At 38.1% G+C, this 19,668-nt stretch carries 18 protein-coding genes; 4 read left to right on the top strand and 14 right to left on the bottom strand.

The window, feature by feature from the left end; translation table 11 throughout:
* Positions 1-6: 6 nt before the first annotated feature.
* From ACPLVF_RS05125 to ACPLVF_RS05075, 11 genes are all read right to left on the bottom strand, one after another.
* On the bottom strand, positions 7-453 hold the full coding sequence (locus tag ACPLVF_RS05125) for a hypothetical protein (RefSeq protein ID WP_424906753.1): 447 nt from the start codon (positions 451-453) through the stop codon (positions 7-9).
* A gap of 30 nt (positions 454-483) precedes the next feature.
* A protein-coding gene (gene prfB, locus ACPLVF_RS05120) for a peptide chain release factor 2 (protein WP_424906752.1) occupies positions 484-1,582 on the bottom strand; the annotation gives its coding sequence in 2 pieces (ribosomal slippage) (positions 484-1,521 and positions 1,523-1,582; 1,098 coding nt in all).
* Positions 1,583-1,597: 15 nt separating this feature from the next.
* Positions 1,598-4,111, bottom strand: coding sequence for a preprotein translocase subunit SecA (gene secA / locus ACPLVF_RS05115; RefSeq protein WP_424906751.1), 2,514 nt, complete (start codon positions 4,109-4,111; stop codon positions 1,598-1,600).
* A 76-nt stretch (positions 4,112-4,187) separates the two neighbouring features.
* A complete protein-coding gene (locus ACPLVF_RS05110; RefSeq protein WP_424906750.1) occupies positions 4,188-4,754 on the bottom strand; it encodes a DUF5317 domain-containing protein in 567 nt (188 codons plus the stop codon).
* Between the two features lie 3 nt (positions 4,755-4,757).
* The gene (locus ACPLVF_RS05105; RefSeq protein ID WP_424906749.1) at positions 4,758-5,927 is read right to left on the bottom strand and encodes an HD-GYP domain-containing protein; all 1,170 of its coding nucleotides are present in this window, start codon (positions 5,925-5,927) and stop codon (positions 4,758-4,760) included.
* A gap of 355 nt (positions 5,928-6,282) precedes the next feature.
* Positions 6,283-6,936, bottom strand: a complete 654-nt coding sequence (locus ACPLVF_RS05100) for a hypothetical protein (RefSeq protein WP_424906748.1) — start codon at positions 6,934-6,936, stop codon at positions 6,283-6,285.
* Positions 6,937-7,048: 112 nt separating this feature from the next.
* Positions 7,049-7,753: an ABC transporter ATP-binding protein gene (locus ACPLVF_RS05095; protein ID WP_424906747.1), complete on the bottom strand. Its 705-nt coding sequence runs from the start codon at positions 7,751-7,753 to the stop codon at positions 7,049-7,051.
* A complete protein-coding gene (locus tag ACPLVF_RS05090) occupies positions 7,731-8,474 on the bottom strand; it encodes an ABC transporter ATP-binding protein (RefSeq protein WP_424906746.1) in 744 nt (247 codons plus the stop codon). The genes ACPLVF_RS05095 and ACPLVF_RS05090 overlap by 23 nt, the downstream gene beginning before the upstream one ends.
* The gene (locus ACPLVF_RS05085) at positions 8,449-9,435 is read right to left on the bottom strand and encodes a branched-chain amino acid ABC transporter permease (RefSeq protein ID WP_424906745.1); all 987 of its coding nucleotides are present in this window, start codon (positions 9,433-9,435) and stop codon (positions 8,449-8,451) included. The genes ACPLVF_RS05090 and ACPLVF_RS05085 overlap by 26 nt, the downstream gene beginning before the upstream one ends.
* A 24-nt stretch (positions 9,436-9,459) precedes the next feature.
* Complete coding sequence (locus tag ACPLVF_RS05080; protein WP_424906744.1) at positions 9,460-10,314, bottom strand: branched-chain amino acid ABC transporter permease; 855 nt, start codon at positions 10,312-10,314, stop codon at positions 9,460-9,462.
* 63 nt (positions 10,315-10,377) lie between these two features.
* The gene (locus tag ACPLVF_RS05075) at positions 10,378-11,661 is read right to left on the bottom strand and encodes an ABC transporter substrate-binding protein (protein ID WP_424906743.1); all 1,284 of its coding nucleotides are present in this window, start codon (positions 11,659-11,661) and stop codon (positions 10,378-10,380) included.
* Positions 11,662-12,093: 432 nt separating this feature from the next.
* Between ACPLVF_RS05075 and ACPLVF_RS05070 the strand changes: the two genes are divergently transcribed.
* From ACPLVF_RS05070 to ACPLVF_RS05060, 3 genes are all read left to right on the top strand, one after another.
* Positions 12,094-12,942, top strand: coding sequence for a prenyltransferase (locus ACPLVF_RS05070; RefSeq protein ID WP_424906780.1), 849 nt, complete (start codon positions 12,094-12,096; stop codon positions 12,940-12,942).
* A 139-nt stretch (positions 12,943-13,081) separates the two neighbouring features.
* Entirely contained in the window at positions 13,082-13,909 is an 828-nt protein-coding gene (locus tag ACPLVF_RS05065; protein ID WP_424906742.1) for an FMN-binding protein, read from the top strand.
* Positions 13,910-14,072: 163 nt separating this feature from the next.
* A complete protein-coding gene (locus tag ACPLVF_RS05060; RefSeq protein ID WP_424906741.1) occupies positions 14,073-15,038 on the top strand; it encodes a polyprenyl synthetase family protein in 966 nt (321 codons plus the stop codon).
* On the opposite strand, the gene ACPLVF_RS05055 is transcribed toward ACPLVF_RS05060, so the two are convergent.
* Together ACPLVF_RS05055 and ACPLVF_RS05050 are read right to left on the bottom strand one after the other, a co-directional pair.
* A complete protein-coding gene (locus tag ACPLVF_RS05055; RefSeq protein WP_424906740.1) occupies positions 14,979-16,751 on the bottom strand; it encodes an FAD-dependent oxidoreductase in 1,773 nt (590 codons plus the stop codon). The two genes, ACPLVF_RS05060 and ACPLVF_RS05055, sit on opposite strands and share 60 nt — an antisense overlap.
* A gap of 111 nt (positions 16,752-16,862) precedes the next feature.
* Positions 16,863-18,296, bottom strand: coding sequence for an RtcB family protein (locus tag ACPLVF_RS05050; protein ID WP_424906739.1), 1,434 nt, complete (start codon positions 18,294-18,296; stop codon positions 16,863-16,865).
* Positions 18,297-18,377: 81 nt separating this feature from the next.
* Between ACPLVF_RS05050 and splB the strand changes: the two genes are divergently transcribed.
* Positions 18,378-19,400 carry a spore photoproduct lyase gene (splB, locus tag ACPLVF_RS05045; RefSeq protein WP_424906738.1) on the top strand — a complete coding sequence of 341 codons (1,023 nt, stop codon included), beginning with the start codon at positions 18,378-18,380 and terminating at the stop codon, positions 19,398-19,400.
* On the opposite strand, the gene ACPLVF_RS05040 is transcribed toward splB, so the two are convergent.
* Positions 19,397-19,666: a hypothetical protein gene (locus tag ACPLVF_RS05040; protein ID WP_424906737.1), complete on the bottom strand. Its 270-nt coding sequence runs from the start codon at positions 19,664-19,666 to the stop codon at positions 19,397-19,399. The genes splB and ACPLVF_RS05040 overlap by 4 nt on opposite strands.
* Positions 19,667-19,668: the final 2 nt, after the last annotated feature.

Raw genomic sequence — 19,668 nt, 5'->3', positions numbered from 1 at the left:
AGAACCCTATTTTTTTATGATCTGATAGCTTCCCTTTACCATAAGAACTAAATTGGTTTTTGCATAAACCCCTCTGTTGTCATCCCTTGGTATAATCAAAAGGTGATTGGCTAAAATCTTTTCTCCCTTTTTTAAATCCTTCCCATCGGTTATATCCGAGATCCCCCCTCCATGCATGCTGTAGACAACTCCCACACCGCTTCTTAAAATAATTTCAGTCCCCATGTCACCTACTAATGTTTCTCCACTGCAAAGACTTACAACAACAAAAGAGTCGCTTTTTATAAATTTGGTTTCTATATAATTCCTAATATCATCTATTGCCGAATCCACATAACTTTTTGTAACCAAAGGGTCAGCTTCTGTACCGGGATCGTCTACTGCACCTTTTGCAATAATTGCAAAAATTAAAACAATAAAAAAAGAAAGGGCAAATAAAGTTTTTTTCTTCATCCGGTATCCCCCATTTTAATATATTTTATTTTATTGTTTCTTCATTTTTAAATAGGCAATTATAAAATCATCTATTTCTCCATCCATTACAGCTTGTACATTCCCTACTTCCACGTTGGTTCTATGGTCTTTTACAAGGCTGTAAGGATGAAACACATAAGACCTTATTTGGCTTCCCCATGCAATCTCTTTTTGTTCCCCTCTTAGCTCGTTTATCTTTTTTTGCTGTTCCTCCATGTAAAGGTTGAAGAGCTTTGCTTTTAAAAGCTTCATAGCGGTATTGCGGTTGCTCTGCTGAGAACGTTCATTTTGGCAGGTCACTACAATCCCCGTTGGAATGTGTATAATCCTCACCGCTGATTCCGTCTTGTTTACGTATTGCCCGCCTGCCCCACCGGCTCTAAAGGTTTCTATCTTTATATCTTCCGGTTTTATTTCGATTTCAATGTCATCCTCAATTTCGGGAATAACATCTACCGATGCAAAGGATGTATGCCTTCTTCCAGCTGCATCGAAGGGAGAAATCCTCACCAACCTGTGGACTCCGCTCTCGGATTTTAAGTATCCGTAAGCATAAGGGCCTTCTACGAGAATTGTTGCGCTCTTTATCCCCGCTTCCTCACCGGGAAGGATATCAAGCACCTTAACCTTGTAGCCCTTATCCTCAGCCCAACGGGTGTACATCCTCAAGAGCATTTCTACCCAATCCTGTGCCTCAGTACCTCCTGCACCTGCATGCAGGGAAAGTATAGCGTTATTTTTGTCGTATTTGCCCCTCAATAGGGATTTTAATCGGAGTTTCTCAAAATCCCTTTTAAATCTTTCTGCATCTTTCTGGATTTCCCTTACCACTTCCTCATCCGCTTCATCCTCTGCAAGTTCAATTAAGGCCAGCAAATCTTGGTACTCCTTGTAAAGTGTCTCGTAATTTTCTACTTTTTCTTTTAAAAGGTTCAACCTCTGCATTATCTCCTGAGCCTTTTGCGGATCATCCCAAAAATCTGGTTTATAGGTTTTTTCCTCTAAAACCTTTATCTCCTCTTTAACAGCATCAATTTCAAAGAGCATCCCTCATCTCTTTGAACAGCTCTTCATAATCCTTTAATTGGCTTTTGAGTTCATCAAGCATCACAAATACCTCCTTTTAAGATTCAAACCTGCCGCAGCATTTTTTGTATTTTTTTCCGCTTCCACAGGGGCAAGGATCGTTTCTTCCTACTTTCTTTCCCTTTCTTACCGGCATTTTCTTTTCGCCTTCATCCCCGTGAAAATAAGTGACATTCCTTGCAACTTCTTTCCTCTTAGGCATTGCACTCACTCTTATTCTGAATAGATACCTCAAAGTGTCCTCTTTTATATTTTTAATCATTTCCTGAAACATTTCGAAACCTTCAATTTTATATTCAACAAGTGGGTCTCTCTGCCCGTAAGCCCTAAGTCCAATTCCCTGCCTCAGCTGATCCATAGCATCAATATGATCCATCCACTTTTGGTCAACCACTTTAAGCATTACAACCTTTTCTAACTCTCTGAGTGTTTCGCTCCCTATCTCCTCTTCCTTCTTTTCATAGGCCCTTTTCAGTAGGGAAATTAGCTCTTCTTTTATATCCTCTCTTGTTTTCTCTTCGACGTTGTAATTGGAAAAATCCACCTTTATCATGAAAATATCATAAAAATATTCCGACAGCCCTTTTAAATCCCACTCTTCAGGGTGAATCTCTTTACCAGCGTAGATATTAAGGATTTCTTCTACAACATCCTCCATCATGTTTAATATATTTTCCTTTAAATTTTCCCCTTCCAAAATCTTTCTTCTCTCAGCATAGATGATTTCCCTTTGTTTGTTCATCACATCGTCGTATTCTAAAAGGTGCTTTCTTATATCAAAGTTTTTAGCCTCTACCTTTTTCTGCGCGTTTTCAATAGCCTTCGTAATCAGCGGATGTTCAATAGGCTGATCGTCTTCAATTCCTAATCTATCCATAAGACCTTTTACATTGTCTGAGCCAAATAACCTCATCAAATCGTCTTCTAAAGAAACGAAAAACCTCGAAGAGCCCGGGTCCCCCTGCCTGCCGGAGCGTCCCCTAAGCTGATTGTCAATCCTCCTTGCCTCATGCCTTTCAGTGCCTATTACATGAAGCCCTCCCAGCTCAGCAACCCCTTCTCCCAATACAATATCTGTACCTCTACCTGCCATATTTGTTGCAATCGTCACTGCACCCTTTTGCCCGGCTTTAGCAATTATTTCTGCTTCCTTTTCGTGGTATTTTGCATTTAAAACCTGGTGGGGTATACCCTTTTTCTTCAACATTTCGCTGAGCTTTTCGGATTTTTCTATGGATACTGTGCCAACAAGGACCGGTCTTCCTATTTTATAGCACTCTTCTATTTCCCTAACAACTGCTTCAAACTTAGCCTTTTCGGTTTTATATACCACGTCTGGATAATCTATCCTAATCATAGGCTTGTTGGTAGGTATCACTACCACATCCAAACCGTAAATTTTTCTAAATTCTTCCTCTTCTGTAGCAGCGGTACCGGTCATGCCTGCAAGTTTTTTATACATTCTGAAATAGTTTTGGAAGGTTATCATAGCAAGGGTTTTGCTCTCCCTTTCCACTTTTACGCCTTCCTTTGCTTCTATCGCTTGGTGCAAACCCTCGCTGTAACGCCTTCCGAACATAAGCCTTCCCGTGAATTCGTCAACAATGATGACCTGACCATCCTTTACAACATAATCCCTATCCCTTTTCATTAAATAATGAGCTTTCAACGCTTGGTGGAAATGATGCAAAAGCTCAACATTTTCTTCATCGTATAAATTTTCCACCCCTAAAAAATCTTCTGCCTTTTTTATACCGCTCTCGGTGGGAATTACAGTATGCGCCTTTTCGTCAACAATAAAATCTTCACCCTGTTTCAGCCTTGGCACAAATTTTGCGAATTTGTAGTATATATCAGTAGATTCCTCCGACTGTCCAGAAATTATTAAAGGGGTTCGGGCCTCATCTATAAGGATGCTGTCGACCTCATCAATTATCGCATAATTTAATTCCCTTTGTACCATGTGCTCTTTATAAAGCACCATATTGTCCCTTAAGTAGTCAAAACCGAACTCATTATTGGTTCCATAGGTGATATCCGCATTATAAGCCTTTTTTCTCTGTTCAAAATCCAATCCGTGAACTATTAGCCCCACTTCAAGACCTAAAAACCTGTAGACTTTGCCCATCCACTCGCTATCGCGTTTTGCCAAATAATCGTTTACGGTCACGACATGTACCCCTTTGCCCGTCAGGGCATTTAAATAAGCAGGCATGGTTGCTACAAGGGTTTTGCCTTCTCCTGTTTTCATCTCAGCAATTCTTCCTTGATGGAGAACTATTGCTCCTAACACTTGGACATCAAAGGGGCGCATTCCAAGGGTCCTTTTTGCTGCCTCCCTTACAACCGCAAAAGCTTCCGGCAAAAGGTCATCCAAAGTTTCTCCTCTGGAAAGCCTTTCCTTAAATTCTTGAGTTTTTGATGATAATTCTATATCGGAAAGAACCCTGATTTTGGGCTCCCAATCGTTAACCCTTTCAACAATAGGCATTAATTTTTTGATTTCCTTTTCATTGGTATTCCCAAAAATTTTTTTAAAAAATTCCAGCATTTTAATATTCCTCCTGTAAGGTAGAAAACCTAAAAATATAAGGAACCTCTTTTAGGTTCCCTTTTCAATTTATCTATTAAATTTTATCACTTAAAAGGTGCTTTTTCAACATTCCTAACTGGATCAACCAAAATATACCTATTCCAAGAATTATATCGCCGATGCTCACAACGCGTGGGCGCGGATAGGGAGGCGGGAGGGGAATTATATCCCCTAAAAAGCCTAATTTGGTAGAGGCATCCATCACCGTATGATAAAGGTAATCGGAACTGAAAAGAAGCGGTTTTAGGTAGTTCAGCCCTGCTGTTTCCAAAGCTTTTATTGAAACGGGCATCTTCCCACCATTGGCAACAATAACCAAAGCATTTAATAAAACGCCAAAAAAGGCAGGTTTCATGGGACTTAAATGAAAGTTGGAGGTAATGGCGTACATTAGCAGTCCGTAGGAAACTAATACAAAAAAAATATTGTATTTTACTGCAAAAATATGAAGGCTGCCCTTTAGAAAAAAAGGAATGTACCTGATCATAAAGGAAAGGAATATTAAATGAAGGTTTTTAAGGGGCAATTTTGCGAGATTAGAAAAACTTCCCTTTCTCAAAAGTCCAATTATTACTGATATTATCATTACATCAACCAGCATATTTTACCCTCCTTTTAATGCACCTTCTTTTTCGAGCACTACCTTCAAAGCTTTTACCATATCTTCTCTGAATAATACTCCTACGTTATCTTCAATTTCCTTCAGTGCATCTTTTGGACTCAGTGCCCTTCGATAGGGTCTATCTGTGGTCAAGGCATCGTATACATCCGCTACCGCTATAATTGCCGCTCCGAGGGGGATTTCAGCCCCTTTTAATCCAGAAGGGTAACCGCTTCCGTTTAACCTTTCGTGATGGTGCAGGATGAAAAGGGATGCTTGGGATAGAAAATCAACATTTTTTGTTATGCTCGCCCCCTTCACGGGATGTTCTTTTATTTTCGCAAATTCTTCATCGGAAAGTTTTCCCGGCTTGTTCAGTATTATTTCCGGTATTCCGATTTTTCCTATGTCGTGGAGTAAAGCAGCGTAATTTAGATTCTGTATTAAGTCCTGGTTTAAATTCAACTCCTCTGCTATTGCAACCGCAAATTTAGCCACCCTTTCCGAGTGCCCCCGTGTGTAAGGGTCTTTTGCCTCAAGGGCATTTGCAAGGGCTTGGATGGTCTCCAAATAGGTTTTTCTCATATCCATATAGAGCTTAAAGGAATGCCTTGCCACCAAAAGAGGAATTAAAAACAAAATAACTCCCAATATACCTATGTTAGTATAAATTATGGCCAATAGAACTCCGAGGAAACCCAGGGAAAAGTAATTCGGAATAAGCTTTATGAAGATATTGATATAATTATACAATACCGATTTAGAGCCTAAAAGGTAAATTCCTGTTAAGACTAGACTTGTATTTATTATAAAATATATAGTTATTAGTAAAATTATCTTAATAAAATTATAATAGCTCCAAATATTGCCAATATTCCCTCCCAATTTTTCATAAATTAGCCCAGAAATTCCAACCATCAATATGCATATACATATATTTGTAGCAGACTTATAAAAAGTCATCACTTTTCGCCTTATGATCTCAGTTATTATTTCGGATACTAAAACCATCATCACACTGAATTTATAACCAAATAATAGTATTGAAGCTATATTTATAGCAAAACCCACAGTAATTTCCGTATGGTCTGGAAGGGATACGGGAAGCTGTTCGCTCAAAATTAATAAAAATGAAAAAAACAAGAAGGATGTAAATTTAACTTCTTTATTCATTAAAAAAAAGCTTGTTAAAAAAAAGCTTGCGGAATCTATAATAAAATATAATGCTAAAATTAAAAGAAATATAAAAAATATAAAAAAAGATTTTGATATCTCCTGTTTTCGCACCTGCATCACCTGCAAAATTTATTAATTTAAAATAAAAGGGCCGACAGTTAAAATCATTTATGGCCCAAATTTTAAATTGGCGCCGCCGGCTAAAACCAGGGCGAAAAGGGCAAGGATAATCTTAACAAGGGTATCGTTAATTCTCATTATTATAGCCTCCTCCTAAAAAACGGACTCTGCTCCTTCCGCTATTAGAGCAGGCTATAACCCCCCGCTTCGCTATAAATTACTGTCGGCCCTTTTATTCGCAATTTTCTGAAGTAATAACTGTCAATCTCCTGTTTATAGCATCAAGGGTTGCTCGTGCAGTACATTCGGGCTTGTCCTGTTTGAGAAGCGAAGAACCTAAAAAATACTCTTCGTGTCCATTAACAGAACTTGAAACAAGTACAGCAACGGCTTCTTTATCTGAAATTTTATAAGATAATACTTCTTCTAAGTTAAAAACATATTCCCTGTTCAAAAATTTATGGACAGCTTCTAATGTGGCTTGGGCAGAAAGTTTCATTAAATTATTAAGACTTCCTCCTCCTAATGCCCTGCCTTCATAAATATTATTTTCCGGCCCTAATAAACTGACCATTACCTCGTATGTAATCCCGGATTTTTTGACTTCTATACCGTTTACTTTCAACCTTAAAAGGTATTTGTTGCCAGATTCTTCTCCCAATTGGGCAACACTTATCTTTTTATGGTCAATGTTAGAACCAAAACACGCAATCAATGCCGATTCGATGTCCCTTACTATCTGTTTAGGACTTCTATTGGAATTTGCAAGGACGTGTATTTCGGAAATACTTCCATCAGGAGAAGTATTAATTTTTACCGAAATAACATCCTTTATTTTTTTAATAACATCCTCGTATTGCTTAATTTCTTCCCTTTCCTTCGACATACCATCCCTCCATTTAGTACTTCTATGTATTCTACAAAATTACATAAAATTCCTGCAAAAATAACAACATTTATAAAAAAACATAAAAAAAACACCCCTTCCGGGGAGTAGCTTACATGCCCATATATGCTTTTTTTACCATTTCACTTTCCAAAAGTTCCCTTCCGGTGCCTTCCGCCACTATCCTTCCCGTTTGTAAAATATATCCTCTATCTGCCATTTCAAGGGCTTCCTGGACCTTCTGCTCTACAAGAAGTATTGTCATTCCCGCCTCGGATATGGATTTTAGGATTTCCAAAACCTTATCCACAAGGATGGGCATTAATCCTAAGGACATTTCATCAACAAGCAAAATTTTGGGCCTCGACATAAGACTTCTTGCAATTGCGAGCATCTGCTGTTCTCCGCCAGAAAGGGTCTCGGCTTTTTGATTTTCCCTTTCTTTCAACCTTGGGAATATTTCATATACTTCATTTAGGGTTTTCTTTACTAATTTATTGTCTGAAATAGTGTACGCTCCAAGTAAAAGATTATCGAGAACGCTCATCTTCCCAAAGACCCTTCTGCCTTCCGGCACATGTGCAATCCCTAACTTTACTATTTCATGAGCAGGCAAGGTATCAATCCTTTTCCCCATAAACTCTATTTCCCCGGAAAAGGGTTTTAAGAGCCCTGAAATTGTCTTCAATATCGTAGTTTTCCCTGCACCGTTTGACCCAACAATTGAGACCAATTCTTTTTCCTTTACCTCAAAGGATACATCAAAAATTACAGGGACATTATCATAGCCCACATTAAGATTTTTTACTTTTAGCATGATATCTTTCCCCCAAATACGCTTTTATTACATCCTCATTATTGATGATTTCTTGAGGAGGTCCCTCAGCAATCTTTTTACCAGCATTTAATACTATCACCCGGTCGGATATCGGCATAATAGCTTCCATTATATGCTCCACAATCAGTAAAGTAATACCGCTTTCCCGCAGTTTCAAACACATATCCACTGCCTGTTTTATTTCCGTTGTATTAAGGCCTGCCATAACCTCATCGAGCATGACCATCTTGGGTTTCGTAGCAAGAATTCTTGCAAGTTCCAATCTTTTTTTATCAACAATGGTCAAGCTCGATGCAAGTAAATCCCTTTTTTCATAAAGCTGCGTAAAATGTAATACTTCATCGGCGATTTCTTCCGCTTCCTTCCTGTTTTTCGCCCTTAAGAATGCTCCGGTTAAAACATTATCCCTTACCGTCATTTCCTTCAAAGGTTTAACAATTTGAAAGGTCCTCGTCAAACCTAATGCGGTAATCCTGTGGGGAGGCCAACCGGTGATTTCGGTACCCTCGAAAAAAACTTTTCCCGAAAAGGGCTTATAAAATCCAGTGATGCAGTTAAAGAGTGTGGTCTTCCCCGCTCCGTTAGGACCAATTAGACTTACTATTTCACCCTCATTGACTACAAAACTTATGTCCTCATTAGCTATGAGGTTTCCGAACTTCATGGTTATATTTTCAAGACAAAGCTTTTGCTTTTGCATGGATGGGCTCCCCCTTTTTCCTTTTTTGCTTCAAAATACCTATTATACCGTTGGGTTCATAACAGGCTATTATTACTATCAAAGCTCCGAAAATGATGAGGTCTATCCCCTTACCGGTACCACCCAATATTATACGCGTATACTCCGATAAAGGAATTAACACTGCCGCACCTATTATAGGGCCATAAATGCTGCCGATACCTCCCAATACGGTAAGTAAAACTATTTTCATAGAAATTTCGAGGGGAAATACCATAAAGGGGTCAATATACAATATATACTGAGCGTAAAGAGTTCCCAAACTCGCGGTAAACGCTGCACTTATCATCATAGCATAAAGTTTGTAAATCGTCGTATTTATACCCAAAGCTTCAGCAGCTTCATGACTATCCCTGATAGCCTTTAAATAATAACCCATCCTGTTTTTTTCTATTGCCTTTGCAGTATACACCACCGCTAAGAAGAGGATATAGGCTATTAGAAAGTAGGGTATTTTTGACGAGTGAAATTGGAAATTATAAATCCCTTCTTCCACAATGGGTATGGAAATTCCCGTAGCTCCTTCCACATAATCCCAACTGACAAAAATCTGTTTTATGATTTCCGCTATAGCGAGGGTCGCTATAGCAAAATAATGGCCTTTTAACTTGAAGCACGGATAACTCACCAATGCTGAAATAATTGCTGCTAAAAACGCACCCATTATCATGCCGAACCACGGAGATATGTGAAATTTATAAAAGAGCACTGTAGATGTATAAGCCCCTATACCAAAGAATGCAGCATGTCCGAAAGATGTCTGACCTGCAAAACCGGTGATTATATTCCACGCTTCACCCAATCCTGCAAAAATCAAAAACAAAATTAAGATATGGCGGAAGTTGTTGTTGGTATATATAAAAGGTAGTATCAAAATTGAAAGAAGAATTACCATCAAAGTATTAATTTTTGGCTTTTTCATATCTTACCACCAGCCCTTCCCGTATTACCATCCGAATAAACCCTTTGGCCTGAATTGAAGCACCAAAAGGTAAAGCAGGAATACAACAGCATATTTAAATTGAGTCCCAAGAAAAAATCCTCCCAAACTCTCCGCAAGCCCCACTATTATACCACCAAGCAGCGCCCCTTGAATATTGCCAAAACCTCCAAAGGCAACTATCACAAAAGCAAGGAGGCTGTATAGCGCACCCGCTTCAGGATAGACCGGAAAAAAGGTAGAAAGGAGCGTTCCTGCTACTCCCACGCAAATACCGGATATGCCAAAAGTAACGGCATACACCTTTTCGGTATCAATTCCCATGAGTTTTGCCGTATCCCTGTCAAGGGCCGTTGCCTGAATTGCCATACCCATTTTGGTCTTTTTTACAAAATAAAAAATTATTACTGTCATCAAAATACTGCCAAATGCCGCAACTAATTGAGGCATTCCTATTATAACAGGGCCCATAGCGACTTTTTTGTCAGCTACAAAAGATTCGGTAATGAACCTGTAATTAGGTGTCCATAAAAATTGAGCCAAGTTTCTTATGAATAAACTAAGTCCAAATGTAGCAAGCAGGGCTGTTAAACCGGGAGCATCTAAAACCTTTTTAATTATCAATTTATATGTTAAAAAACTTATAACAAAAATAAAGAAGGAAGCTATGGGAAGGGTTAAAAGAGGGTCTAATTTAAAGAGGGCATACATCCAAAAAGCAGTATACATAGAAATCATCAAGAATTCACCATGAGCAAAATTTATTATATCCATAACACCCCATATCAAGGTCAATCCTACTGCCACGAGAGAATATACAAATCCTATCAAAACACCGCTTATTATCACCTGACCCAGCATATCCATCTCCTTTCAGGATTAACTTTAAGGGGGCTTTTAAAGCCCCCTCTCTACACTTTATTTTTATCTCTTACTCCATTCGGGGAAAGCAGGAATTGGCGGTTTTGTCTGGAAATTCTCCGGCCAAACGGCTTCATATATTCCGTTTTGAATCTGAGTCATAACCGAAGCGGAATATATATTCTGTCCGTCTTCGCCAAACTTTATTTTACCCGATACAAAATACGGTGCGCTAAATTCGGTGTTCTTTAAAACTTCCATAACCTTTGCTGGATCCGTAGTACCTGCCTTGTTTATGGCTTCCGCAATCACCATAGCCGATGCAAAGTCTTCCAATGTAGGACCGTCAATATCTACTCCAGACTTTTTCTTATAAATCTCGTTTATCTTGGCTAAGTCGGGCATTTTGCTGAATAGTGCAGAGGTAGTAGCGTTGGGCCCTTCAAAATAATCCGCGTCCTTGCCGAGGTTCTTTACAAATTGCGGATCCTGATAACCGCCGCAGTATGAAAGAACTACTTTGGGAACTACATTTAATTCCTTGTACTTTTTAACGAACATAGTCATGTCTCCGATATAGGAAGCATGGAATATAGCATCTGGAGCTGCCGCTTTTATCTTCTGTACTTCTGTATCTACGTTAGATACATTTGCCGGGTATTTTACATCAAGCACAAGTTCAAATCCATCATTTTTATAGTTTTCTATTGTCTTTTGCACCATCTGGAAGGCGTGAACGCCGTATTCATTGTCTATATAAACAACAGCTATCTTTTTGATGCCCGCGTTGAATTTTTCGTTTAAGTATTTTAAATAGTCAAAGAAGAATTTTGTTTCCATTCCATCGTGAGGAGCAATTCTCGTAAACCACTTTAAACCTCTTTCGGTTAAAGCTGCCGAGCTTGACGAACCCGCTACGAAAGGTATCTGGAACCTTTCTGCAACCTGACTTGCCGGTTTTGTTGCGGAGCTGTGGTAGCATCCGATTAATCCTACAACCTTTTCGTTTTGAATCAGCCTTTCCGCTTCCGATTTTGCAATTTCAGGGTTTGCCTGATGGTCAGCAAAAATGAATTTGACTTTTGCGCCTTTTAAATTGGGGAGTCCCGCTGATTTTGCAAGTTCCATGTTGATTTCCGGATGTTCCCCGTTGATTATTTCTTCCGCTGTTTCAATGGCATACTTCAACTTTACACCTGTAGCTGCCGCGGAACCCGTCAAAGGAAGAATGGCTCCTATTTTTATTTCCTGCTGCTCTGCGGGCTTTTGTGCTTGCTGCGAACATCCCTGTAGGATTAAAGAAGCAACCAGGAAGAAGGCTACAATTAAAGCAATACTTTTTTTCATGCTTCGCAACCTCCTCTATTTTTATTTTTTGATTAATAATTTAATATCTATTTTTTTTAATTCGATAAAATTTTTAAAATACCTCTTTTTCGTCAATATTTTTTATTTTTATTATATTTTTGATATATTGTGATACACTATTTTGTTTTTTTGTATTCAATAAAATTTAGATACAAAAATTTAAATAAACGCGTTTAAAGGAAATAATCATAATATTGCTATAAAACAATATAAATCAAACCAATTTGAAGAATTTTATTGTTATTTATATCCCATTCCCGATTTTCTCCTTTGACACTATTTGTTAAAGTAAAGTATTTTAAAAGTAAATAATAAATTGGAAAGGGGGTTTTTGTTATAAAAAACCCAAATTTTTGGAAGGGCTTCTGGCAGTTGGCTGACCCAAAAATATGGATTGCTTCCACGGTACCTATGCTCGTAGCTGCTGCACTATCCTATGGTATGGAGAATAAGTTTAACCTTTTTTGGTTTTTGTTGGGCTCAGTGGGGGTGTATTTAATCGAAATAGGGAAAAATGCAGTAAACGAAGTTGTAGACTATAAATCGGGCGTTGATACTTTTATTGCACCAGATGAAAGGACTCCCTTTAGTGGTGGTAAAAAGACTATAGTCGACGGCCTCTTAACAGTAGAAGACGCAAAGAAAATCGCAATTTATACCCTTTCGGCAGCTGCTGCGATAGGGATATTTATTTCATTTCTTAGGGAACCTAAGGTATTTTATATAGGGCTTTTAGGCATGGCATTGGCGGTTTTTTACAGTTTGCCACCCTTTATGCTATGCTACAGAGGTCTCGGTGAATTGGCAGTAGGTATCACCTTCGGTCCCCTTGTTCTTTGCGGAATGTATTTGGTATTAGCTCATAATATCTCAAAAGAAGCCATCATTGCATCTACAATATTAGGATTTTTAATTGCAAACGTCCTATGGGTCAACCAATTTCCGGACTATGAAGCCGATAAAAAAGGAAATAAGAAAAATTGGGTAGTGAGACTGGGTAAAGAACGCTCTATAAAGGTTTATGCACTACTTTTTGCGATGGCTTACATTGCCGACCTTTTACTTGCAGTCTATTCAAAAAAATTTTTGTTCTTACTCCCTTTGATTACCATTCCGAATTCAATTAAAGCTGTAAAAATTGCAAAAAATAATTTAAACGATATACCAAGGTTTATTGAAGCCAATGCGCTGACCGTTCAAATCTATCAGCTCACCGGCCTTACACTTATTATAGCTTCGCTACTTTCTAAATATATCTAAATACGACAATTTGTGATTGTGATTATAAAAAATAATTTTTGGTTGGATAAAGAAGGATTTTTCTATTTTTTGTATAATATATTAATAACATAAAATAATTTTCAAATATATAAATAGATAGAATTAAGGGGGTCATTTTATGAAAAAAATTATAGCTGCAGTTGTATGTGTTTTACTTGTTGCAATGTTGCTTGCAGGCTGTTCTTCTTCCAATCAAAGCCAGCAGCAGCAACAGCAACAACAGCAGCAACCACAAGAGCAACAGCAAGCTCAACCTTCTCAGGAAACATTAAAAGACGGGGTATACTATGCTGAAGCAAAGGATTTTGATGATCACGGCTGGAAACCAATGGCTACGGTTATTGTTAAAGATGGGAAAATTACCAATGTATTTTTCGACTACATAAACAAAGATGGAAAACTTAAGACCTTTGATGCCGAATATGCAAAAAATATGAAGGCAAAAACTAATACTACACCTCTTGATGCAGCTACAGCTTTAGCAAATTCATTGATATCAAAACAAAAAGTCGATGAAGTGGATGCGGTAACCGGTGCAACCCACACCGTTCAAGATTTTAAAACTATCGTTGCCGAAGCTCTAAAGAATCCTGTAACCTCACAAGGACAATACAAAGATGGGCTCTACAAGGCTATAGAAAAAGAATTTGATGACCACGGCTGGAAGGCAATGGTTGCAGTAATTGTAAAAGATGGAAAGATTTCCTCCGTATTTTGGGATGAAATAAATAAGGATGACAACACCAATTACAAGCTCTCCAACGCGGATTACGCAAAGAATATGGAAGCACAAACAAAAATGACCCCGACAAAAGCGTATGAATCATTAAGCAAATCCTTAATCGAAAAACAAGATCCCGCTGCTGTTGATAAGGTGACAGGTGCAACCCATACTACAGAAAAATTCAAGACATTGGTTTCAGAAGCGTTGTCCTTTGCAAAATAAATTTTTAAAAATTAAGATTAATTGTATTTAGTAAGTAAATTGAAGGCATATAACCTATGCCTTCAATTTTTTTAAAAACTATTTCAAAGTTGATTTTTTATGACTTTTTTATGATAAACTATTTCAATATGGATTAATTTTAATTTAAAAGAGAGGTTTTTATATGTCATATTTCGCCATTGATATTATTCAAGATGAAATTAAAGAAATGGATTCTTTGCTAAAAAAACAATTCAGCGCTAATTTCGGCCTCATTTCTGAAGCAGTAAAAAATACCGTTTTAAACGGGGGAAAAAGGTTAAGGCCTATTCTTCTGCTCCTTTGTGCAAAATGCGGAAAAAATTACGACAAAGTCAAAGCCATAAATCTTGCCTGCGCAGTAGAACTAATACACTCTGCTACCCTTATTCACGACGATATTGTGGATGATTCCAAGCTTAGAAGGGGATTGCCTACCCTTCAATCCCTTTTCGGAAAAGATGCCGCTGTTTATGCAGGCGATTATGTTCTTATTAAAGCCTTTAATTTTTTAAACTCCATAAAGGACTTCGACATTATAAATAGATTTTCAAGGGTATTGGAAAAAATGGTTATAGGAGAAATAAAGCAAAAAGAGCAGAATTTTAAAATAATTTCCTTTGCCGATTACTTAAAAAGGGTTAAGAAAAAAACAGCTCTGCTTTTTGGACTGAGCTGTGAGGTGGGAGCAATAATTTCCAGCTCAAAAAATGAAACAATAACCGCTTTGAAAAACTATGGGATAAATTTCGGTATGGCCTTCCAAATAATTGATGACATCTTGGATTTTACAGGACAAATGGAAGTGCTCGGTAAAAGCCCTGGAAATGACATAAAAGAAGGGGTAATAACCTTACCCCTTCTTTACGCAATATCATTGCCTGATTATAATAAGGTGCTTTTGGAATTGATTGAAGATATAAAAAGCGGAAAGGATTCTTCTTCCCAAATTGTAAAAATTGTGCGTGAATCGGGTGCCATTGACTACTCAAAACAAATTGCCAAAAAATTCTTGGATAGGTCCATTAGTAATTTGTCTCAAGTCGAAAATTTATCCGTTAAAAGTGCCCTTGAATTCATTGCCCTTTCCTCTATAGAGCGCACCTTTTGATGTAGGCTTTCCTCCCCTTAATACCCTTTTACCGAATTTTATTAGGGCTGGAATCAAATATTTATCGATACCGAAGGAATGCCCCGCTCCCGAGAAGAGCACCGCAAGGGATACCATAAAGAACCACATATCTCCCGAGCCAGAAATCATAAAATTAAGCAGCATAAATAAGGAACCCAAGGCTGCAAGGCTTGTAAATAAGCCCAAAATTAAGCAGACACCGATGGTAAGCTCTGAAAGCGTAATAACCGTCTGGAAAAACAATGCATGAGGAAAAATAAATTTTTCTACAAAATGGGCATACCACTCAGGAGTATTGGGTCCTATGGGACTTGTAGAAGCTCCGGCTACAAGTTTTGTACCTTCGGAAAGCCAGCCCGCATGCACCTTTTCTATTCCCGACATAAGCCATCTGTAACCCAAGTATATCCTTAAAATCGCAAGCCAGATTAAACTTGTGTTAACAGTCACATTCTCGATTATATAAGACCTATCCCTTAGTTTTTCAAAAAACTGCTTTCTAAAGTATTCCTTGACAAAGCCGAATCCCCCGACAAGGTATAGATAGTGCATATCTGCCGCATGCTTTATGAATTTTGCTGGGAATCCAGTGAGTTTCATCCCCATAACTTGAGCCACGCAGTATTTTTCTCCGAGAGAAACCATATTGCCGTGGAGGTTAAGCTTCAAAGGCTTTTTACTCTTACCGGTAATATCTGCGTAAATGTTGTAAGCAGCACATTGTCCTGACTGCATAGCAGATTCTACCAAAGCAGGCATCACGTTCTTTTTTTCATCGGTGTAAAAAGCAACATCACCTATAGCGTAGATGCCCTTTTCACTTGTTTCCATAAATTCGTTTACGACAATTCTTCCTCTTCCACCCGTCTGCAATCCAAGTTTCGATGCAATGCTGCTTCCCCTTACTCCTCCCGTCCATATAAGGGTGCGGGTTTTTATCTCTTCCCCGGTTTTTAAAACCACCTTGTCTTCTTCAACCTTTACAATAGGGGAATTAGTGAGAATTCTTACATTGTGTCTTTCAAGATAATTTTTGGATACGTTAATCAATGATTCGTCGAGATTGGGTAAAATTTTGGGAAGGGCTTCAACAACTATTAAAGATACTTCTTCTTTCCTTATTTCACCTTTTTTTGATAATTCTTCAACCCATTCAACAAGTTCACCGATCATTTCAATACCGGTAAATCCTCCGCCACCTACCACAAAGGTCAATAATTCCCTTCTTTTGTCTAAATCCTTTTCTTCTTTTGCCCTTTCAAACATTTCTTCAATATGCTGCCTTATCTTTACTGCATCTTCGTAGGACCACAATGTGAAAGAATTTTCCTTCATTCCGGGGATGTTAAAGAATTCCGGCTCACTTCCACAGGCTAAAAGGAGGTAATCAAAATAATATTCGCCCTTTTCTCCTATTAACAGCCTATTGTTGAGGTCAAAGTCCTTTATATCGTCAATGATGAGTTCTACCTTTGTTTCTTCAAGGGCAATATCTAAAGGATAACATACACCCTCTGGCTTTATTCTCCTTCCCGCTACTTCGTGAAGCTGAGTTAAGTAAATCTGGTCTTTCGATCGGTTAATAAGGTAAAGCTCTACATCCTTACTTTTTTTAAAAAGCTTATTAAGTGTAAGTGCAGCAGTTAACCCCCCAAATCCTCCTCCAAGCACAACGATTTTTTTTGTCTTCATCAATATATCACCTCCGAAAATTCTAATTTAATTATATATTTTTATCCTTATATTATATTTCTATGATTTTTTTTATAAACCTTCTTTAATTATAAAAAAATTAAAAAAATCCTATGATTCTTCTCCTTCCCCTTTGAGTACTCCCATTGGCTTTAACCTCACAATAGGTTGTGTAAGTCCCGCTTCCACAAGGGTATTTACCACCTCATCTATATCCTTATATGCCAGCGGCGCTTCATCAAGAAGGGCCTTTAAGTCCTTTGAAGCTATATAGACATTATCAAGCTGTTTTAAAAGCTCTTCTTTTGTAAATTCCTCCTTTGCTTTTTTTCGTGACATTACCCTGCCTGCACCGTGATTTACCGAATTGAAAGTCGCACTAATAGCTTTCAGTCCTATAAGTACATAAGACGCCGTTCCCATGCTTCCGGGAATTATTGCTGGATGTCCGGTTTCTTTAAAAATCAAAGGATTATCCGGATGGCCAGCGGGCAATGCCCTTGTGGCTCCCTTTCTATGGACCAAAAGCCATCTCCCATTGTGTTTTTCTTTTTTTGCAATATTATGGGCAACATCGTATAAAATGTTGAGCCCTAATTCCTTTTCATCTTTTTTAAAAACTTTGCAAAAAGCCTCCCTTATAAAATAAGTTATTAGCTGCCTGTTGCAAAAAGCGTAATTCGCAGCAGCCCCCATTGCACCCAAGTATTTTTGCCCGTCCTCCGAATGAATGGGTGCGCAGGCAAGTCCTTTAACCGGAGCTTTCGTTCCATTTTTATCCTGATTTTCCCACATTCTTTTAGAAAAATCGGTGCATATCTGGTGACCCAATCCCCTGCTACCTGTATGTATAAGCACATAAACAAAGCCCTTTTTCAATCCAAAGTATTCGGCGGTTTTTTCATCAAAGATATTACTGATTTTTCCTATTTCAATAAAATGGTTGCCTCCTCCTATTGTGCAGAGTTGATCCGCTCTTTCCCTTGCAGTTTTAGGCACACAATTCGCATCCGCAAAGGTTATGCATCCATTATCTTCAATCCTAAAAAGATCTTCCTTTCGCCCAAACCCCGCATCGATGAAATGTTTGACACCCACCGAAGCTATTGCTTCCAAATCCGGTTTTCTAAAAGCCTTTATTGCACTGGATTTGCCTACTCCTGAAGGCACGTATTCCGAAATTAATTCCAATATTTTTTTTAAACGTTCTCTTGTCAATTCCTCCGCAGGAATATTTGTAGTAATCAACCTCACCCCGCAGTTAATGTCCATCCCCACCGCTCCGGCAGACACCACACCTTCTTCCCAGTCGGTTGCCATCACACCCCCTATGGGGAGCCCAAAACCCGTATGGATGTCAGGCATCCCTATTACAGGGCTTACAACTCCTTTCAACATGGAAGCATTGTAAAGCTGCTTTAAAGATTCATCCTCTACAAAATCATTGAAAAGCCTTTCACTTAAATACACATTTATTTTTATTTTATTTTCTTCATTTTCAAACTCGTACAGGTTCGTTGATATCTTTCTCAGTTTTTCCTTCATAGTAAATATACCTCCCTTAAAGACAATATTAACTGAAACACTCAATAAAGAAAAGGGAAAAATACTTATGGAGGGATACCTATGTACGTATTTATTCCTAAAAGGGCATTTTTTGAAAAAGAAGCATTAGACTACCCTATGGGGAAAAAAATTTATTTAAAGATGCAGGAACTCGGTGTTGATACCGAAATAATAGGGTCTCATAATAGGATAACGGGAATCCCCGGGAAAACACCTCAGGAGGCATTCTTTGAGGCAAAAAGGACTTTAGTGGTCGGAATTCGCCGTACCCTTGATTTTGAAAGCTGCAAGCCATCCGCCCATTTTCAACTTCCCCTTGTAACAAGCTGTGTAGGAGAGTGCGAATACTGTTATTTAAATACCACACTTGGCAAAAAACCCTATATAAGGGTTTATGTAAACATTGAGGAAATCCTTAAAAAAGCAAAAAAATATATTGAAAAAAGGGTTCCTGAAATTACTTTTTTTGAAGGGTCTGCCACTTCGGACCCCCTCCCTGTTGAACCCTACACCGATTCCCTTAAGAAAACCATTGAATTTTTCAGCAAGGAGGGATACGGGTATTTCAGGTTTGTAACCAAATTTTCAAATGTAGATTCCTTACTTGATGTTGAACATAATCAGAAAACAACGATACGCTTCAGTATAAATTCCGAAAGTATTATAAAACAGTTTGAACATAAAACTCCATCTTTAGATGGGAGGATTAATGCTGCCTTAAAGGTTGCAAAAGCAGATTACAAACTGGGGTTCATGATAGGACCCATTTTTCACTATCCCGGTTGGGAATACGAATATGATAAAATGCTTTTCAAATTAGCCAAGTGCTTTCAAAACTACAATAAAACTATTGAATTTGAGCTTATTACTTATAGATTTACAGCAAGGGCAAAGAAGAACATTTTGGAGGTTTTCCCGCGGACCAAATTACCTTTAGAAGAAGGGGAAAGGATTTTCAAATTCGGACAGTTCGGTTACGGAAAATACCTTTATCCCAAGGAAAAAATGGAGGAATTGAAAAACTTCTTTGAAGAAAAAATCCGGGAGTATTTCCCGGCACACAATATCCTTTATTTTGTTTAATTCTCCTCATCAAAGGAAAGAACGAATTTCTTTGCTTTTACCCGTTCAAGAGAATTAAGCTCTTTTTGAAGGTTTTCAATTTCCTCATCACTGCCGCAAAGCTGAAGTATTATTAGCCCCTCGTCGTAGCACTGTTTCTCATCAACTTCATGCAGCCCTAATCTAGCTTTAATGTTGCATCCATATTTTGTCAATATTTCTTGGACCTTCGGTGCACAAGCATTTCTGTTGTCAATCAAGATGCCCATTATGGTATGGCATTTCATTA

The sequence above is a fragment of the Thermovenabulum sp. genome, from assembly GCF_049701175.1.
Classification (GTDB): Bacteria; Bacillota; Thermosediminibacteria; order Thermosediminibacterales; family Thermosediminibacteraceae; genus Thermovenabulum.
This window is presented reverse-complemented; position numbering and strand designations above follow the sequence as displayed.